At 45.6% G+C, this 17,914-nt stretch carries 13 protein-coding genes; 1 reads left to right on the forward strand and 12 read right to left on the reverse strand.

Going from position 1 to position 17,914, the window contains the following annotated elements; translation table 11 throughout:
* Positions 1-52 precede the first annotated feature (52 nt).
* From BU200_RS03275 to BU200_RS03320, 10 genes are all read right to left on the reverse strand, one after another.
* Positions 53-652, reverse strand: coding sequence for a hypothetical protein (locus BU200_RS03275; protein WP_075098805.1), 600 nt, complete (start codon positions 650-652; stop codon positions 53-55).
* Positions 653-671: 19 nt separating this feature from the next.
* Positions 672-3,233 (reverse strand): phage tail tip lysozyme, encoded by a 2,562-nt coding sequence (locus BU200_RS03280; protein ID WP_075098806.1) that lies wholly within the window; start codon positions 3,231-3,233, stop codon positions 672-674.
* Positions 3,234-3,256: 23 nt separating this feature from the next.
* Positions 3,257-5,620: a VirB4-like conjugal transfer ATPase, CD1110 family gene (locus BU200_RS03285; RefSeq protein ID WP_075098807.1), complete on the reverse strand. Its 2,364-nt coding sequence runs from the start codon at positions 5,618-5,620 to the stop codon at positions 3,257-3,259.
* Positions 5,574-5,936 (reverse strand): hypothetical protein, encoded by a 363-nt coding sequence (locus BU200_RS03290; RefSeq protein ID WP_075098808.1) that lies wholly within the window; start codon positions 5,934-5,936, stop codon positions 5,574-5,576. Before BU200_RS03290 ends, BU200_RS03285 begins: the two co-directional genes overlap by 47 nt.
* Entirely contained in the window at positions 5,933-6,691 is a 759-nt protein-coding gene (locus tag BU200_RS03295; RefSeq protein ID WP_083609346.1) for a hypothetical protein, read from the reverse strand. Before BU200_RS03295 ends, BU200_RS03290 begins: the two co-directional genes overlap by 4 nt.
* Positions 6,692-6,702: 11 nt before the next feature.
* Entirely contained in the window at positions 6,703-6,924 is a 222-nt protein-coding gene (locus BU200_RS03300; RefSeq protein WP_228064032.1) for a hypothetical protein, read from the reverse strand.
* The gene (locus BU200_RS03305; protein WP_075098810.1) at positions 6,914-7,180 is read right to left on the reverse strand and encodes a YdbC family protein; all 267 of its coding nucleotides are present in this window, start codon (positions 7,178-7,180) and stop codon (positions 6,914-6,916) included. The genes BU200_RS03300 and BU200_RS03305 overlap by 11 nt, the downstream gene beginning before the upstream one ends.
* 719 nt (positions 7,181-7,899) lie before the next feature.
* On the reverse strand, positions 7,900-12,567 hold the full coding sequence (locus BU200_RS03310; RefSeq protein ID WP_075098811.1) for an SspB-related isopeptide-forming adhesin: 4,668 nt from the start codon (positions 12,565-12,567) through the stop codon (positions 7,900-7,902).
* Positions 12,568-12,719: 152 nt separating this feature from the next.
* Positions 12,720-13,532 carry a hypothetical protein gene (locus BU200_RS03315; RefSeq protein WP_142237018.1) on the reverse strand — a complete coding sequence of 271 codons (813 nt, stop codon included), beginning with the start codon at positions 13,530-13,532 and terminating at the stop codon, positions 12,720-12,722.
* Between the two features lie 84 nt (positions 13,533-13,616).
* On the reverse strand, positions 13,617-13,925 hold the full coding sequence (locus BU200_RS03320) for a hypothetical protein (RefSeq protein ID WP_075098813.1): 309 nt from the start codon (positions 13,923-13,925) through the stop codon (positions 13,617-13,619).
* A gap of 923 nt (positions 13,926-14,848) precedes the next feature.
* Between BU200_RS03320 and ald the strand changes: the two genes are divergently transcribed.
* A complete protein-coding gene (ald, locus tag BU200_RS03325; RefSeq protein ID WP_075098814.1) occupies positions 14,849-15,952 on the forward strand; it encodes an alanine dehydrogenase in 1,104 nt (367 codons plus the stop codon).
* A 432-nt stretch (positions 15,953-16,384) separates the two neighbouring features.
* Here ald and BU200_RS03330 read toward each other — a convergent pair whose 3' ends face one another.
* Together BU200_RS03330 and BU200_RS03335 are read right to left on the reverse strand one after the other, a co-directional pair.
* Positions 16,385-17,335, reverse strand: coding sequence for a PhoH family protein (locus BU200_RS03330; protein ID WP_075098815.1), 951 nt, complete (start codon positions 17,333-17,335; stop codon positions 16,385-16,387).
* Positions 17,336-17,688: 353 nt separating this feature from the next.
* Positions 17,689-17,904 carry a YozE family protein gene (locus BU200_RS03335; protein WP_075098816.1) on the reverse strand — a complete coding sequence of 72 codons (216 nt, stop codon included), beginning with the start codon at positions 17,902-17,904 and terminating at the stop codon, positions 17,689-17,691.
* Positions 17,905-17,914 lie beyond the last annotated feature (10 nt).

The following is a 17,914-nucleotide window of genomic DNA, read 5'->3' on the forward strand; positions in this document are numbered from 1 at the left end:
TCAATCTCAAAACACCCTAGGGAGAGAGGGAAAGACGAAACACTTTCCCCAACTATTGCTTAGGAATGGTATCCAATTTTGATCCTTGGGTAAGTTCTGTGCCGTCTGAAAGGACAATCGGCTCTATCTGATTGACCAAAAAGCCCGCTTCTGTCTCACTATAAGTCAAGCGAAGTGTCGCCGTTCCCTGCTCGGTGTAGGATTTGCCCTCGCGTTTATCCTTTTCCTCTAAGATGAGTTGGGAATAGCGAACTTGGCTGATCACCATCTTGTTTTCTGTATCAATGTAGATGGTCGCATCCTGATAGGCACGGTCCACCACATAACCTTGGTAGGTCTTCTCGAGAGGCTTGTCCTCTTCAGAGACCGTTGCCGTATAAAGCCCCTCGGTCATAAAGGGCTTGTAGCGGTTGCGGTTTTCTCCCAAGTCCTTTCGGGTGTAGTAAGCCACCAGAAAGTCTTCCACTTCTTTGCGCTTCAGCTCCTTTGGTGGGGTGGCTTCTTCCTTTTGGACAGCTTGGGTGCTTGGTACTGCTTTGGGCTTCATCTTTGACTGGACAGAAGCTGTCCCATAGCCCAAGATAAAGACAAGGACGACAGTGATCACTGCTGCCCCTAGCTTTAAGACTTTTACTAATCGTTCATTATACATGCTCTTTTATTTCCTTTCCTTATTTCGGTGTCACAAAGTAGATTCCTGTTTGAGGGGATAGGACACGCCAGCTCAAGCTGTACAACCCTCCGGCCGCATTCATCTCACTCATCAAAAAAGAACCGTCTTCATTGACCGCTTCACAAAAACCAACGTGTCCATAGACTGGATGGCTTCCTCCTGCCCCTGCCAGAAAGACGACCGCAGAGCCTGCCTGTGGCTCTGTCGTTACCTGATAACCCCTCAGTTGGCTAGAACTCGCCCAGTTGGTCGCATTGCCCAAGTAAGGGTCAATGGGTTTTCCAATTTGGTAGAAGCGGTTATAAACAAACCAGGTACACTGACCCGGCGCATAGGCATTGCCCGGATAGCCCTGCCCCTCTAAGACTGCCTGATTACTAGGCAAACCATAAGGGAGCTTGTCCTTATACTCATTCGGGACAGTCTGGCTAGAAGTCCCTGTGCTAGTACCCGTACTGCCACCCTTCAAATAGACCTCCCATTGCTTGGCAGACTGCCTTCTGGCTGTTAGCTTATCCCCGGGATTGCCCTCCCACTGGACAAGAAAGGCAAGGGTCAAGTCATCCGTTGACGCATCACTGGTCAAAATGTCTCGCACCACTGCCCTATAATAAGGCGAATCCCCATGAAGCATGAAGTCGAGCTGTAACTCCAAGTCATACCATTTCTTCTCTTTGCCTTTGGCATAGTCAAGCAACATAGTATGGCGCACCGAACCATCTGCCGTATCCGTCCACTGGCCAAGTCCAAGTCCTCGGTGGAGGATATTGGAATAGCGCCCATTGTAGATGGCAGGTCCACTCATGGACAGCCAGTCCGGATCATCCCAAGAACTGCTACTAGCACCAATGGGAGGAGACAGGTAGTCTCCCTCGGCACGTTTTGCGGTGATACTGCTTTCAATGTCAAAGTTCCCCAAGATAGAAGCAAGTCCCTTGAGAGACAGCTGCTTTCCCTCCTTTTGAAGTTCCTTGGTCAGGTAGTTCTTGATCAGCTGGACTTTCTTTGCCTTGTCCCCATCTACCGTGAGATCCTTGACATAGGTTGCTTCTAGGTAGCGCACTGCTTGAAAGTAAAAGCCCGGGTTGACATAAAACCAGTCTTCTCGGGGTTCTGGACTCCAGTTAGTGAGAGTAGCTTTGGGAGTGTAGACCAACTTCTTCTGATAAGAGATGGTCTGGTCTCCAGCAGGGCTGGTCTGTCCAATCTGTGTCCCGCTCTCAACTTCTTGTCCTGTCTCTACCCGAATATGAGAGACCTTGTAAAAGGTGAACTTGGCATCTGCTGCCTCAATGGTTACAGTCCCGTCTTCCACTTTGACCTCTCCCCTTAGGGGAGCATAGAGAGGGTGGTTCCCTCCTATCGCCAGAACCGTGGTATCTGTTCGCTTGTCTGGACTGGTGTAGCCAAAGCGCTGTTTGATCGGTAAGGGCTCATCCACCTTTGGATCCTCTTCCAGATAAAAGGGATTGTCAAGTTCCAAAAGACTGGCAAACTTGCCAAACTCTTTGGCCTCTTCCATCAACTCTTCAAACTCTCCTTGTTCCTCTTTTGAGAGGACATACTTGGTCTTTTCCTCCTGATAAAGATTTTGGATGGTCTTGAGCTGGTGGGGGGCTTTATTCAAATCCTTCCAAAGCTCCTCGACATAGGTTCGCCCTGCTCCTTGATCCATGAACGAAAGATCTGGATTCAGTCGCTGAACGTCATGGATACGATCGTAGTGATAGTGAATGTAAAGCAGGGGGTCTTCCCAGTTGGTATAGTATTCCACCTCTTCTGTTGAATTCTTCCGATCGAGCTGGGTCAGATAGAGGTAGGTTTCATTCAAGTCATACTCACTCTGGATAGGAAAGGTCTGACTAAGGACACTTGCCATCATCAAAAGGAACAGAAGAAAGCCACCGATCCCCCAGACAGTCCACCTCCCCACACTGCTCGAAAAGAAAACAGGTACTGGACGAACCCTTCCTCCCCATATTCCCCTCTGGAGGGAAAGGGAGGAGGGATTCCGCCGCTTAGGGGAAAGAACCGGAGACCGCTTTTTCTGGTCTGCTTGGTCTTCTTTCTGTGAAAGAGACAGGGCATGGGCTTTTGTGCTGCGAGAAAGGCTGGAATGAAAAAGCTTTAGACTGGTCTGCACATGCTCTAACCCCCTTCTGCCCTTTTGTAGCCCTTGCCTTGTCCTGCCCTCTTCTTCCCGATCCTCTCGGTAGAAGAAAGAGACTGCCTGTCGCCCCGCTTCTCCTTTCAACTGTTTCCCCAGCTGTGAGGGACGAGTTCCTTTTCTACTAAGAAAGGAGGGCTTTTGAATGCTTGGTGCTTTCTTTGTGGGCTTCTGCGTCTGATGAGCTCTTGCCGTCACTGGTCCTACCTTGCGAACCCGCTCTCGGATTCCCTTGACCTCTTCTGTCGTTAGCTTTTTCAACAGAGAAGCCTTGGCGCTTGTCTCCATCTTCCTCCAATTGCGTTGGGAAAGGGAAGCCAGTTTCCGAACAGAAACAGGGCTTTCTAGCTGCCCTTGATCTCTCTGAAGCTGGATCGCTTTCTTTTCTTTCATAGCTCTCCTTTCTTTCTAACCTCTTAGGCATCTGTCGCAATCAGACGGTAAAGCCGTGAGTCCTTGGGAATCGGATTCTCAAAGGGGACGATGGTGTCACCTGCCACAATGAGACCTGTTCCCTTGGCTTTCGGGCGCTCAATATAGCGGGCTTGTTGTTCAGTGAGCTTGACAACCTTCTTGGCTTCTTTCAAGGCTAAGCCCTCTAGTTTCAAGAGGATCTTAAACTGGCTATTGCCAAGGAGCTTGCGTCCTTGTGGGGAACCAGTTAAGGTCTCTGGCATCTGGGTAATCCCTGTTGGGACACAGCCGTATTTCCGAATCCGTGCCCACAGGTGGTTAAAGTAGGTAGCTTGGTAGTCCTCCTCAAAGTAGAGCTGGAGCTCATCAAAATAGAACCAAATGGTCTCCCCCTTGCTTCTAGCCTCGACTACCTGATTCCAGATAAAGTCTTGAATGACCAACAAGGCGAAATGCTTGAGCTGGCCAGACAGACCTTGGAGATTGAAGATGATAAAGCGATTGTCTAGGTTGACAGAGGTCGCTTTGGAGAAGATGTCATAGCTTCCTAGGGTGTAAATCTCTAACTTCAAAGCCAGTTGTCTCGCCTCTGGTTCTTCCTGCTCGCTTAAGACCTGATGCCATTCCTTTAGGGTCGGCTTTGGATAACGCTGATAGGTTTCCTTGGTCACCCGATCAATCAGAGACACTGTCTCATGTTCCACGTCTGATAGGAGGCTGGTAAAGAGGGTGACTAGGAAATTGGACTTTGCCCCCTCTGCGTCCCGATCATCATTCATGAGCTTATCCTCATCCGGCAAGTCCATCAGGTTAAAGGAGGTCTTGGTTCCGACAGAAATATCAATGATTTCAGCCCCAAACTCCTGACCAATATCCAGGTACTCGGCTTCCGGGTCAATGACCATCACCCTATCCTGCTGGTACTTTAAGAGGGTGGAGATAATCTCATTCTTGGCAACGACCGACTTACCGGATCCAGAAGCCCCGACAATCACTCCCCCTGCCGATAGGAGATCCTCTTTTCGGTCAATCGAGATGATATTATGCGACACCTGGTGTTGACCATAGTAGCGGGCATTGGGGCTTTTGGAGATACAATCGACCGAAGCAAAGGGAATCTGGGTCGCAAGGTTAGCGGTGGTCATGCTTCTGGGAAAGACCTTCTTGATACGGACATTTTGCTTCAAATCGAGGTAGTTTTTCCCAATCGGAAGAAGAGTATTGAGGGCTTCTTCTTGGTGGTAATAGATTTCCCCGAATCGCACCCCGACCTTTCGACCTGCTCGCTCAATCTTGCCTTGGTGGAGGGCAAGTTCTTCCTGACTATCTGCCTGAAAGTGAACCAGAATCAAGCCCCTAAAGATTTTCTGATCGCGCTCCTTGACCTCTTTTCGCCATTTCTGCGCCTCTGAAAAATCTTCCGAAGCCTGCGATTCCAAAGTCAATTCTACTGGTACTTGGGATTTCTTGGCAGAGCGGATCTGTTCTAGGACCGCTTCAGACTGGCTTCCCTCAATCTCCTCCAAGATCTCTCCTGTATCGTAGGCCTGTGCCTGTATCGAAATCGCAAGCTCAATCCCAGCCGAGGTCAGCTCCTTGATCAGATCATCTTCCATAGACTTAGGATAGTATTTGATGTAAAGAGTTTTGGCGACTTTCCCATTGAGGGTCAGGTTATTTCTATGAACCTCCATCAAGTCTGGGGCAATCAAGTCCTTACTGGTCAGACCAGAGATCCGCAGATCATCATAGGTGTAGGGCAGGGTTTCCTCCCCATTTAAAATCTCTGAAAAGACAGACAGGCGCTCCATTTCAGACAAGGGCTCAAAGGAGACATCCACTGTCTTATAGATTTCTTCCAGCGTCACCCCTACATCCTGCAAAGCCAGTTGGGCTTGTTTCCGACTCTCTGCTTCCTGAGAAATGGTCATGTATTTTTGGATTTCAAAGTTATGGCTGGTCACTGTAAAGCGTTCTTCAATCTGGCGGTTCAGCTCCGAACGGTAGACATCTGATGCATCATGGCTAGGCTCATACAAGACCTGCTTGAGGACATCTTCTTTGACCCTGCGATTGAGAATCAAGAGCTGCATGCTTGCGCCTGCATCAAGGGCATTAAAGGCCTTGGCATGGGCTTCCCCTATGGTCAGCTGTTGTTGGTAGTCTGCCGCTAAGTAAGAAGCGTCTCCCAGACGATAAGTGGTCGAGTAGCTGTCGCCCACAATGTGCATGAGGCCTCCTTGGAATAAACTGGTATAGGCTAAGGTATTTTGCGTTGTGGGCTTCTTCTGACGCTTCAAGCGGTCTGCCCGTGCTTGCTCAGACGGGGTCAGTTTCTCTGACCGTTTTTTCTTGAATAAAATCACGTGGATGATACTCCTTTCTATCTTGGTTTTCTAACTGATAGATTCTACGTTTCGTAAGAATCCAAAAATAAAAACGCTCAACTAAAGAGAGCTTTCGATCAATCCCTAGTCCAAATACAATGGTGGGCGCAAATAAGATAAGGGCTATGGCTGCGACCAGAAAGTCTGGGTAGCCAAAGAAAAAGAGGAGGAATGTCACACCAAGTGTCATCACTGCCCCTATCACCAACAACAAGCCCCGTCCTGTCAACTGGAAGAAGATGGGCTTGTTCTCTTTGATAAAATCATCTAAAAATAGCGAACCTAGTTTGTTCATCTTACACCCCCCAATAACTGTCTCATTTTTCGTCCAACTCCTACTATGGTGAAGATATAGATACCACCTTGAAAGATGGACACAATCGCTATCCCATAAGGAATATTTGTGGATACTACTAACGTTGATAGGAGGTTTGAAGAAAAAAGACTCGTATAGATGACTCCCACAACCGCTAAACCTAGAGTAATGAGGACGTAGGAGGCAAAATACTTCAAAAAACTGATGGCGATCGGACGAACTGTCTCATTCACCATAGAGGGGAGTAAAACAGGAGCTATTCCCTTTAGGAAGTAAAGCTCCATATAGCGCAAAAAGACAATCAGCTTTGCGATCATATTGGCAAAGAGTGAGACTGTCCCACCAATCAAGTTTAAGATGATCTTGGCAGGTCCCCTGACCGTACCAAGTTTAAATTGATAGGAGTATTCTTCAATCTTTACGACTTTAGAAACCAAGTGGACACCGCTATTTAAGAGCCACATCAGCCCGTCTAGGATCGGGGCAGAGTACTGGATGAGAAACCAACAAGCCAGATACTTGAAGCCTATTTCAAACCACAGTTTGATCGGCATTTTTTTACCCATTGTACTGCCAACCAGCTCCTGCCACTTCATCATTTCGATCAGTAAGAAGATGGACAAGAGGATATTACCTATGACCAAGAGCGCCTTGTTTATGGCGATAGCGGACTGGTTGACCAAGGAGTTGTATTCCAAAAGACTTGCGGTGAGGTCTGAAACATCTAGTTTCATGGCAAACCTCCTTAAAACGTGAGCGCTCGGATGGCTGCCACAATCCCGGTCGCAATCGCCCCCGAAAAGGCTGCTAGGGCAAAGCCATTGATGATACCTTCTTGCCCCTCATCAATCTGTTCAGGACGCTTATTTTTCCGTCCCGCAAAGAGGTTGTACACGCCAAACAACATCCAAAAGAGTCCTGATACTGCCATCAGACCTCCAATCAGCGTTACAATCTTAATTGCCATATCCATAATTTATTTCTCCTTGTTCTATCTGTAATGTAGCGAGGACTTCTTGTAAAGCCTCTAGTTCTTCTGCTTTGAGGGTAATCCCTCGACCCATTTTGCCCTTTGGACTCCATTTGCGGATATCCAAGACAGGTTTCTTATCATTATATGAAATCAAATTCACTTCCTTGGTCCAGCCTGTGGAATCAGTTGACAAGACCGCAATCTTCTGTAAAATCTGGAAGCGAAAGGGTGGTGTCTTTTCTCTTGTCATCACCGTCTCCTTCTAAATATAGTCATTTAGTTTATATTTTTATTACTTCGTTAACTCGGCTTGTATAATTGAACTCGGGCTACGAGCTGTGCAAAAAAGATAGTTTTTCCTAGAACTTGTAGTTCTTCGTCAAAACTCCTATTTTTGCTTTGCCCGTCTAACGCCCTTGTATCTTGTATAATTGAACTTGAGCTACAACTCACTGACAAAAAGATAAATACTCCTAGAAGCCAAAGCTTCTTCGTCGTATTTCCTATTTTGTCTAGGAGTTGCTTAACGCTCTCGTATCTTGAGTTGTACCATTGAGAAAAGTTACACTTTTCTTATCTGTCACTTGTCTAGTTATCAACTAGACAACTACCTGCGACTTTTAACGAAAACTTCGTTTTCTTTATTTCCCACCTCAAACAGTCTATCCCCAGACTGTTTGAGCTAGACTAAAAATAAACTAAACGGCTATAAAACGAGCAAGTCCATAAGAACCTGCTCATTAGGGTTTGGATATAAAAATAGAGGTAGAAAACGAGCTTCTACCTCAATCTGGACTTTCGTTGAACCAGAAACTCTCCATCAAGGAGATCCTCTCTGCTTCATGATTAGTATACTGTATCAAGTTGCTTTTGGCAAGTCTCTTGTTTCAACCATAGAAAATCACTGTCAGATGTGAGTAGACCCAGAGTATCTTTTGGTCTTCTAACAATAGTCTCGATACAGCTAGCTTACTTTGAACTACGGTTCAAGGCTTTTTGTAGGTGCTTGCGCAAGAAGCCTGTTCTCCATTCTAAGAGAGTGCCAAAGAGAAGCCCTCCAAGCAAGGTATAAAGGATAGTGCCTCCTTCACCTGTTCTTGGTAAGAAGCCTCCTGGTTTTGCCTCTTGAGGCGTCTTGTTCACCCGCTTTTCCGTGATCAGCTCTTCTTTCTTACCATCCTGGTTGACAATAATCTGTTTAGCGGTGTTGGTGATGTCAACGCCCGCTGCCACATCTTTCTTGACGGTCGCTGGGATCTCCACTTGATAATAGACACCTAGGTCAAACTTAGCCGTATCTAATACCTTGATTTGACCAAGCGTCTTCTTGACGGAATCGTTCGGTTCAATAGAGAGTTTCCCGTTCTGATCTGTGATGGTGAACTGCTGGGTCACCTCTTTTCCTGTCGCCTTATTGTAGACCTTGACCGCTGTTGGATCAATGGTCACGTAGCGCTCATCATAGTCGTCCTCTATACTGCTAGTTTGAAGTAGACTGTCTTTGTCAAACGGAGTAGTATCCATCCAGACCTGATAATGAAGAACCGTTCCTGCATTAACGACTGCTGTATCGATGTTCTCTGGTTCGTTGTTCTTCGTTTGATCGACATAAGGATCCTTATTGGTCTCCTGATAGCGGTTCTTCAACTCACTATCATCATCCAATAGCTTGGTTCCCTTAACATCTACTGCTGCTTTATCAAGCACGAACTTATGGGGTTCTGGTTTGAGCTGCTTCACCTTGTTTACCCGCTTTTGCGTTGGTTTTTCAACTGGTTTATTCGGCTCTTTGGTCTTAGGGTTCATTGTCGTCACGAACTGGCTCGCAGTATTTTCAATATCTGCCCCTGCTTCTACATCATCCTTGACAGTAGCGGGGATATCAAACTTATAGTAACGACCAAAGGCAAGGCGGTCTAGATCAAGTATCCCGTCCTTGACAAGCTCCTTCTTGGTTTGAATGGTCAGCTTACCGTCTTTGTCGGTGATGTCAAAGAGTTGAGTCACTTCCTCACCTGTCTTACCATCATAACCCTTGATGCTCTTGACATCTAAGGTCAAGCGTTGGGCATCATAGCGATCTGTCAAGCCTGTTGCTTGAATCAGCTGATCTGGGGTAAAGTGGGTCGTATCGAGCCACACTTGATAGAAAATCTTATCTCCACGTTTGACCAGCTTAGTATTGAGATTTTGAGGCTCGTTGTTATCCACCTTGTCGGCATAGGGATCCTTGTTGGTCTCTGTATACTCATCTGCCAACTCATCGTCATCATCCATGAGTTTTTCTCCTGTGAGGTCGAACTTGGCTTCAGATAAGTCAAACTTCTCTGGTTGGAAAGTTGGCTCTTCTACTTCTTTGACTTTATTCACCCGCTTTTGCGTTGGTTTTTCAAGTGTTTTTTCTGGAGGAGTTCCTTCTGTTTCTTCTCCATCAGACGGTGTCTTGGGATTTGCGATCGTCACGAACTGGCTCGCAGTATTTTCAATATCTGCCCCTGCTTCTACATCATCCTTGACAGTGGCAGGCAGATCAAACTTATAGTAACGACCAAAGGCAAGGCGGTCTAGATCAAGTATCCCGTCCTTGACAAGCTCTTTCTTGGTTTGAATGGTCAACTTACCGTCCTTGTCGGTGATGTCAAAGAGTTGAGTCACTTCCTCACCTGTCTTGCCATCATAGCCCTTGATGCTCTTGACATCTAAGGTCAAGCGTTGGGCATCATAGCGATCTGTCAAGCCTGTTGATTGAATCAGTTGCTCTGGGGTAAAGTGGGTCGTATCAAGCCACACTTGATAAAAGAGGGTATTCCCTCGCTTGACCAGCTTAGTATTGAGGTTTGGTGGCTCGTTGTTGTCCACCTTGTCGACATAGGGATCCTTGTTGGTCTCTGTATACTCATCTGCCAGCTCGTCGTCATCATCCATGAGTTTTTCTCCTGTGAGGTCGAACTTGGCTTCAGATAAGTCAAACTTCTCTGGTTGGAAAGTTGGCTCTTCAGGAGTGAGTTCTGGGATTGGATTGTCCTTAAAGGTCATGCGGGAGAGACTAATCAAGGCATTGGTTGAGGTTAACGTTCCTACAAGAGTTCCTTTGACATGGCCATTCTTTTCTGGCTGGTCATCTGACTGGCTAAAGGTACGGCTGGAAAATGGCTGTGAACCATCCTTGTGTTTAGAGGCGGTGATGGTGTAGAGATCTGTTTTCTCATCATAGCTCATGTGGATGTAGATAGGGTCAATCTTCTCATAGCCTGCTGGGGCTTCCATCTCTTCAATCTTCCAATCGCCATAAAGAAGCTCTGTGGTCGCAAAGCCATCTTCATCTTCCTTAATGGTCGTTGTAAACTCAAGAGCTTCTGCCTTGGTATCATTGATTGGAGTTGCTTTAAAGGTCACATCATTGATACCAGAATGGCTGCCGTCTCCCTTGCTTTGGACAATCTTTTGGATAGAGATTTTCGCCTTGATGATCTGTTCAAGGGATTTGGTTCTTGGCGTAACAATATTCTTGGTCGCATCATCTTTCTTGGCAATGGTAAAGGGATGTTTTTTGCCATCAATGGCATAGCCTTCAGGAGCGTTGCTTTCTTTCCAGTAGTATTTGCCTAGGGCAAGGTTTCCAACCGCCACCGTCAAGTCCTTGTCATCAACATTTAGGACAATATTCTCGCCATTATCCACTTCTTTTCCGTTGATGATGGAGGTCTTGACCTTCTTTCCTTTGAGGAGTTTAGCATTGGGAATATCGGTCCACTTGACAGGGGTATCCTTCTGATGACTAGCAGATCCTGTTGTATCTTCTGCATAGTAGAGGGTGTACTCTGCCTGCTTCAAGATCCCTTGACCTTGGGAAGCAGTAGCGGTATCCTTGTCTCGTTTCTCAAGGGTATTTTCCCCCTTGATCTCATCATTGGTACCTGAAACCGTGATTTCAAGCGTGCCATCCTGCTTGAGACTAGCTGACTGGTTTTTAAAGGTTTTAGCGAATCCAGCCGAAGCAGAGATTTCCTCAACAGTATAGTCTCCCAACTGCATGTTCTCCACAAGGGCTTCCCCTTTGGCATCAGTCGTCACTTCATACACCTTACCAGACTGCTTGTTAGTCAACTTGAATCTATTTCCAAGTAGCGAATAGTATTGATTCCACAGGGCTAGCTGGGACTCTGTTCCCTTTTTGACCACCTTGATTTTGCCTGTGATTTCATCATTGGTACCATTGACAGTGATAAGCTGATCTTCTTTTCCATTGACAGTCGCTTTCGGGGTCTGGGCGCTCAAGGTGATATCCTGGGGCGCAAAGGTCTTATGGAAACCTGGGGAGGAACTGATTTCTTCCACCGTGTAGTTTCCAAAAGGAATGTCGGTCAAGGTCACACTTCCTTTTTCATCGGTAGTGCCTTCAAAGGTTACGCCCGTCTCCCTATTGGTCAAGCGGAAGACATTTCCCTCTAGGGTATAAAGTGTGTTCCACATGCTTGTCCCAGAAGCAGTCCCGGTCTTGTGAATAGTGACAGAGCCTTTAGAGTCTGCGTTGAGCTTAAAGCCCATGTTTCCAAAAAGACCCGTTACAATGTCAAAGTGGTTTCCTTGACCGTCCATATAACGATAAGAGACACTATTGGAATTCCATTGCTTTAAGACTGTATAAGCAGTTGGGAGAAGCTGGGTAGAATCATTATTGACAGCTGTCGCCGTGCCAGAAACCAAGCCTCCTCCAGAAATAGATAAATCCGTATTTGGTCCGACAATGTATCCCAAAGCTCCTTGACTACCAAGAGTAGCTAATTGTCTGGCATCAATATCTGAGACTTTCATGGCCATTAAAATTTGTTCATTCGGAATGGCTTGCTTAGTATCTTGGCGGACAAGTCCTGCCACATACGTTACCCGTTCAATGTAACCAGCACCTAAACCTGTTCCTGCTTGACCACCACCACCTGATCCAGCCTCTGTCTGACCACCTGTGGAGGAAAAATTACCACTTCCTGTCGGCGTGACTACACCAACAGTGATAACTGATCCTTGGTTCTTAATCGCCATAGCCACATTCTTATTCGACCAGCCATCATTTCCACGCTCTACATCCACGTGTGTGATAATCAAATCAACTGGAATTTTTTCTCCTGTTTCAAGGTCGGTAACTGTTCCGACATTAGTCACTGCTAGTGATTGACCTGGATTAAGATAGGCCCCTGTATCTTCTTTAACAAAGCCGTCCTGTTGGAGGAAGTGACTGATATTAGTACCAAAGACATTGTGCAGTGTCCCTGTTTGGACACCGTTCACTCCTTTTACCTGAGTATTGGCATTCCATTGAATCTGGTCAGCGATATATTTGACGCCACTTAAATCCTTACCTTCTAACAGAGAGTCAACCAATCCTTGGAACTCAGGCGAGGACATATCGGCAGTGTTGGCCTGTACAACGGGGACACCGTTTAACGTACCAATCTGTCTCCCGTGTTGGATTTCATTTGCTTTAACAACTCCTTGATTCCAAGGGACTTGTGGGACAAGGCTTGCGACCCCTGCACCACCTAAAGCGACCCCTGCACTAATCATAGCAAGGGTGCGTTTCAATTTCTTCTTCCCATTTTTCTTACGGTTGCGGTAAGAGGGAGTTTGAGAATCATTCATTTACTATCTCCTTTATTTGTTTTTAGATAAAAAAAGTAGCTCCTAAAGCTACCAAAGTGTGTCATTATTCCCTCTAGAGGGAGAACGAGCTGAAATCATAAACCTCTTTCCTTTAAACAAAAAAGACAAGTGCTGGACTTGTCTTGAGGTCATTAATAATCATAAGTTCCGTTATTAAAATTAGCTTCTGCGTCATTCACCTGTTGTTGGACTTGTTCCTGGGTCAACTTTTGTTGGGGCTCTTGCGGAGCTGCTGGAGCAGGTGGGGTGTAGTCTTGGGCAGGAGCTGGAGCCTCTCCTCCTGTTTGAGTAGGGGCTTCATAAGCAGGTTGAGCGGGTGCCTGTTCTTGTGCCACAGCCTGTTGAGCTTGCGCTTCTGCGGCAGCTTGGACTGCTCGTGCCTCTTCCTCTGCCTTGGCTTGAGCTATTGCTTGTTGAGCTTGGGCATCTAGCACACTCTTGACAGAGTTGATACGCTGTTGGAGCTTGTCTTTCGTATCCTTATTGGCAATCTTATCAACTGCTGTCTGGGCAGAAGCGACCTTCTCGTTCACTTGATCCTTTTCAAGAGCTACAACGGCATCTTCTGCTTCTTTTGCCAGTTTTGCCTCTGCTTCTTTCTTGGCAAAAGCTGTTTTGACTGCTTCAACTCGTTTGGTCAGCTTGTCTTTTGTATCTCCTGCCTTGAGAGCCTTAACTGCTGTTTCAGCTGCAGAAATATTTTCCTTTACTTGATTATCTTCAAGGAGCTTGACAGCAGCCTCTGCTTTTTTAAGAAGTGTAGCTTCCTTGTCTACACTAGAGCTAGAGCTCGTTTGTTCTACTTTTGAAGTAGAAGCTGTTTTAGCGCTTGGTTGCGTCAGGAAGAAGCCTCCCGTGATGAGTACAAGCGCTAAAACTGTACCAGCTACAATAGGCTGTTTTTTTGTGGTTTGTTTGAGGGTATCCAATATTGTCTTTTTCATAATCATGTCTCACTTTCTGTTTAGGTTTATTCTATCATATTTCAGCTTAAAAATATAGGGGGTATGCTCATTTTTTCTCTCCTCCTACTCTTTCCGTTTATAGCCCTTACCTGTCAGACGAAGCACACTCCTATTCCCTATGCCTTCTCGTCTAGCAACCAAGACCCCGTTTGATAGAATCGTACGGATCTGTGAGTAAAGACCTGGATAGTCATAGACGACTTCCACCTCTTCTAATCTACCTGCAATATAACCTTTCCGTAACATTGTCCCAAATTGAGGATGCAAGGTTACAATACTTCCGTCAATAAGGCGGGCGGTTACTCCTCCTTGTCGACCTAGGGCGCGTAAGTCAGCTAAAGTGACTTCTGTATCTCTTTTGATTTGATTCATCTTATTCCTCCTCGTAGCGAATCAAAGGCGATTGACGCCGTGCTGTGAAAGGACGTATCCTTTCATCAGTGTTTTGTGATGCACAGTTTATAGTCTAGGAACTGCCAACTCCTTCAGCTTATGGTCTATGACCATGCTTTTACGTTACCGTGACCGGGCTAGATATACCTTTCTAGCTACTTCACCACCCTCTTCTTCTTTTTATCCATCGTCACGCTTTTAGGGAGGTGGGGATATTCTGTTGTCAAAGAACACAAACAGTTTTAGGAGCTACTGTCATTTGAGTTTTTCTCTACACCATAGACGATACTATCAGGAAAGCAGGTAGGCAGAGAAGCGCTCTAATCTCAAAGATAAAAAGCCATTACTTGACCTACTCCTCCTTCAAGTATCCAATTTATCAAAAGCCCTTCTTATACTTATTCGTAATTCCTTTCCATAATGAATAATAAATTGATAAAATATAGCCATCATCTGCTCATCTTGATGAAAAAACCAGATTCAGACTTTCTGGAACTCTTATCTATAAGCTATTTCCTACTACTTCTTCAATTCTTAAAGCATTAAAAAGAGGGAGGCTTCAGCTATCTAGGAAATAGGTTTCTCAAAACTAACTTCCCCGAATCAGTCAGTCCTAGAGCTTTAAATTGATAGCAATATCGCCAAAACATATATTTCTTTGTTCATTTGAATCTTTAAAATACAGAAAAAAGAGAGACCCCTCATACTGTCTGTCCCTCTTCTTCAATATCTTCTCGAAACGCCGAACCTAGCACCTTTGATCACTACCATAGAGGTCAGCCTAGATTAAATATCCAACCTGTTCCCCTCTTTCCTCTAAAATAATTGAAGCAACTAGAGTTTCACTTGATTTTCTAGGCGCTTTTCTATACACTAGGGACATAGAAAAAAGGAGGCTGACTATGCTAATTGGTATTCCAAAAGAAATAAAAAACAATGAAAATCGTGTGGCGATGACACCTGCGGGTGTCCAAAGTCTGGTTTCACAAGGTCATCAAGTCGTGATTGAAACAGGAGCTGGAATGGGTTCTGGCTTTGCGGATGCAGATTATGAAGCACAAGGTGCGAAGATTCTCTCCACAGCAAAAGAAGTCTGGGCCAGTGAATTGGTCGTGAAAGTCAAAGAACCCCTAGCTGAAGAATATGGCTTTCTCCGTGAAGACCTACTCCTCTTTACCTATCTTCACATGGCAGCAGCACCTGAATTGGCAGAAGCTATGCTAACAAGTAAAACAACAGGAATTGCTTATGAAACTGTAACTGATAATGGCCAACTCCCCCTTCTTACCCCCATGAGTGAAGTGGCTGGTCGTATGGCAGTTCAAATCGGTGCCCATTTCCTTACCAAGCAAGAAGGTGGTTCCGGAGTTCTTCTAGGCGGAGTACCTGGCGTTCCGAAAGGAAAAGTGACCATTATCGGTGGTGGAGTAGTCGGTACACATGCAGCTCGGATTGCTCTAGGACTTGGCGCTCAGGTAACCATTCTTGATATTAGTGCTAAGCGCCTTTCGGTCTTGGAAGAGATCTTTGGGAATCAGATCCAAACCCTTATGTCCAATCCCTTCAACATTGAGGCCAGTGTCAAAGATGCAGATGTCGTGATTGGAGCAGTGCTGCTTCCCGGAGCAAAAGCACCAAAATTAGTGACTGAACAGATGATTAAACAAATGCGCTCAGGCTCTGTCATTGTAGACGTAGCAGTTGATCAAGGCGGAGTTGTTGAAACAGCCGACCGCGTGACAACTCATGATGAACCCATCTATGAAAAACATGGTGTCATCCACTATGCTGTTGCCAATATCCCGGGAGCTGTTGCTCGTACTTCTACCATTGCATTGACCAATGTAACCTTACCTTATATTGTCAACCTTGCTAATAAGGGCTTCAAAAAGGCTATCTTAGAAGACGCTGGTTTCCGACAAGGAGTGACGACCTATCAAGGCTTTATCACTAATCCAGCTGTCGCTGCAAGTCTGCATCGTGACTACATCAGTCTTGATCTATAAGCAACTAAAGTTGCAACAGCTACCTCTCTTTTTTCCTAGCTTTTAGCCCAAGTTCAATTCATCAAGTTAGGATGACAAAGTATCTTTTTGATGTTTATACTCGTCAAAAATCAAAATCTGACGTCGTTAACTCGCCTTGCTGAGTAAAAAGCTCCAGTGGAGGTTTTTAGCCTGTTCCCTTAAAACAAGAAAGAACTGAGTTCTCCTTGCTACAACAGTCTAGGAATAGACTGTTGTAGCAGGGAAATAAAACGAGGGCAACTCGTGTCAAGTGTGATCCCCTTTGGGATATAACTGTTTCAGCTTTAGCCAGTTCCAGATGTTGATTTTTATAGGGGGAGTATAAAGAGGATCAACTACCGCGGCTTTTGACATAAACCAAACGACTATACCTATAAGAAAAAAGAACTGGCGCCAGTTCTTTTTTCTTAGCTACTCTTGCTCATAAGCCTTGATGATTTCCGCAACGACAGGGTGGCGGACAACATCCTTGGCTGAAAAATGGACGAAGTCAATCTGTGGGATCCCCTTCAATTTTTCCATCGTATCGATCAAACCAGATTTAACATTGCGCGGCAGGTCAATCTGACTGCTATCTCCATTGACAATCATTTTAGAGTGGAAACCAAGACGGGTCAAGAACATCTTCATCTGCATCATGGTCGTATTTTGCGCCTCATCCAGAATGACAAAAGCATCTTCCAAGGTCCGACCACGCATGTAGGCTAAGGGAGCAATCTCAATAATCTCACGTTCCATCAGTCGCGTTGTCTGATCCTTCCCTAAAATTTGGTAGAGCGCATCATAAACCGGACGAAGATATGGATCCACCTTCTCTTTCAAATCTCCCGGCAAAAATCCCAAACTTTCACCTGCCTCCACTGCAGGTCGGGTCAAGATAATGCGTTTGACTTGGCCACGCTTAAGGGCGGTCACTGCAAGCGTCACCGCAAGAAAGGTCTTTCCTGTCCCCGCTGGTCCAATTCCAAAGACAATGTCGTGATTCTTGATACTATCTACATAGTGCTTTTGCCCCAAGGTCTTGACACGAATGGGCTTGCCATAATGATCCTTGATAATTTCTTCTTCATAGAGGGCTACAAATTTCTCAATCTCATCATTTTTAGCCATGGAAATGGCAGTCACCACATCCGGTAACTGAATCGTCAAACCACGGTTGATCAAGACGAGTAAGGACTGGATGACCAAACGGGTCAACTCTACATCAGCTGGCTCCCCAATCACCTGTACCACTTCTGTTCGAGCATGAATAATAACGCCCAATTCCTGCTCCATCAGACGTAGATGGCGTTCATTTGACCCAAACAAACTCAACATATCGTCTGGATGGGAGAGGTGAATATCAATTGAATGTTCTTGCAATAGCTTGCTCCTTTATCGGTCTTTTTTCTATTATATCAAAAAAATGCCCAAAGGACATTTTTTCATGGGGCTAAACATACATTCAGAACATGGACAGGTCTCCAAAGATATAAACAGCCATCGATTTAAGAACGGGAACATTGAGCGTCCATAGTAAACATAGACGACTAGCTTGCAATCAGTCTGGGCTTGCACCGTAAGTTCCAACTCGCATTTCGTTCCCTAAGACACAAAGCCTAGGGAGAGACTGTTGGAGGCGGGAAATGAAGTAAACAAAGTTTCGTCAAAAGTCACAGGTAGTTGAGGCTTTTGAAAATAGCTCTTTGATTTTATAATGAACATTCCCCTGCGTCTCAATGCGCTAAATAATCTTCCCAAATGCGATCGAAATCTGACATCGAAAAGCTAAAACTTGCTTGTTCTTCTAGGAAACGGCTCACCTCATCGAATTGATCCGACTGTTTTGGGAAATCTGATTCTTCAAAGACTAGATCAGCTAGGATTGCCACCGCTTCCTGACTTTTCGGATTGCGCTGGGTCATCAGCCAACTATAAAAACTTTTTCTCACAACAGCCTCA

The sequence above is a fragment of the Streptococcus acidominimus genome (genome assembly GCF_001921825.1).
Lineage (GTDB): Bacteria > Bacillota > Bacilli > Lactobacillales > Streptococcaceae > Streptococcus > Streptococcus acidominimus.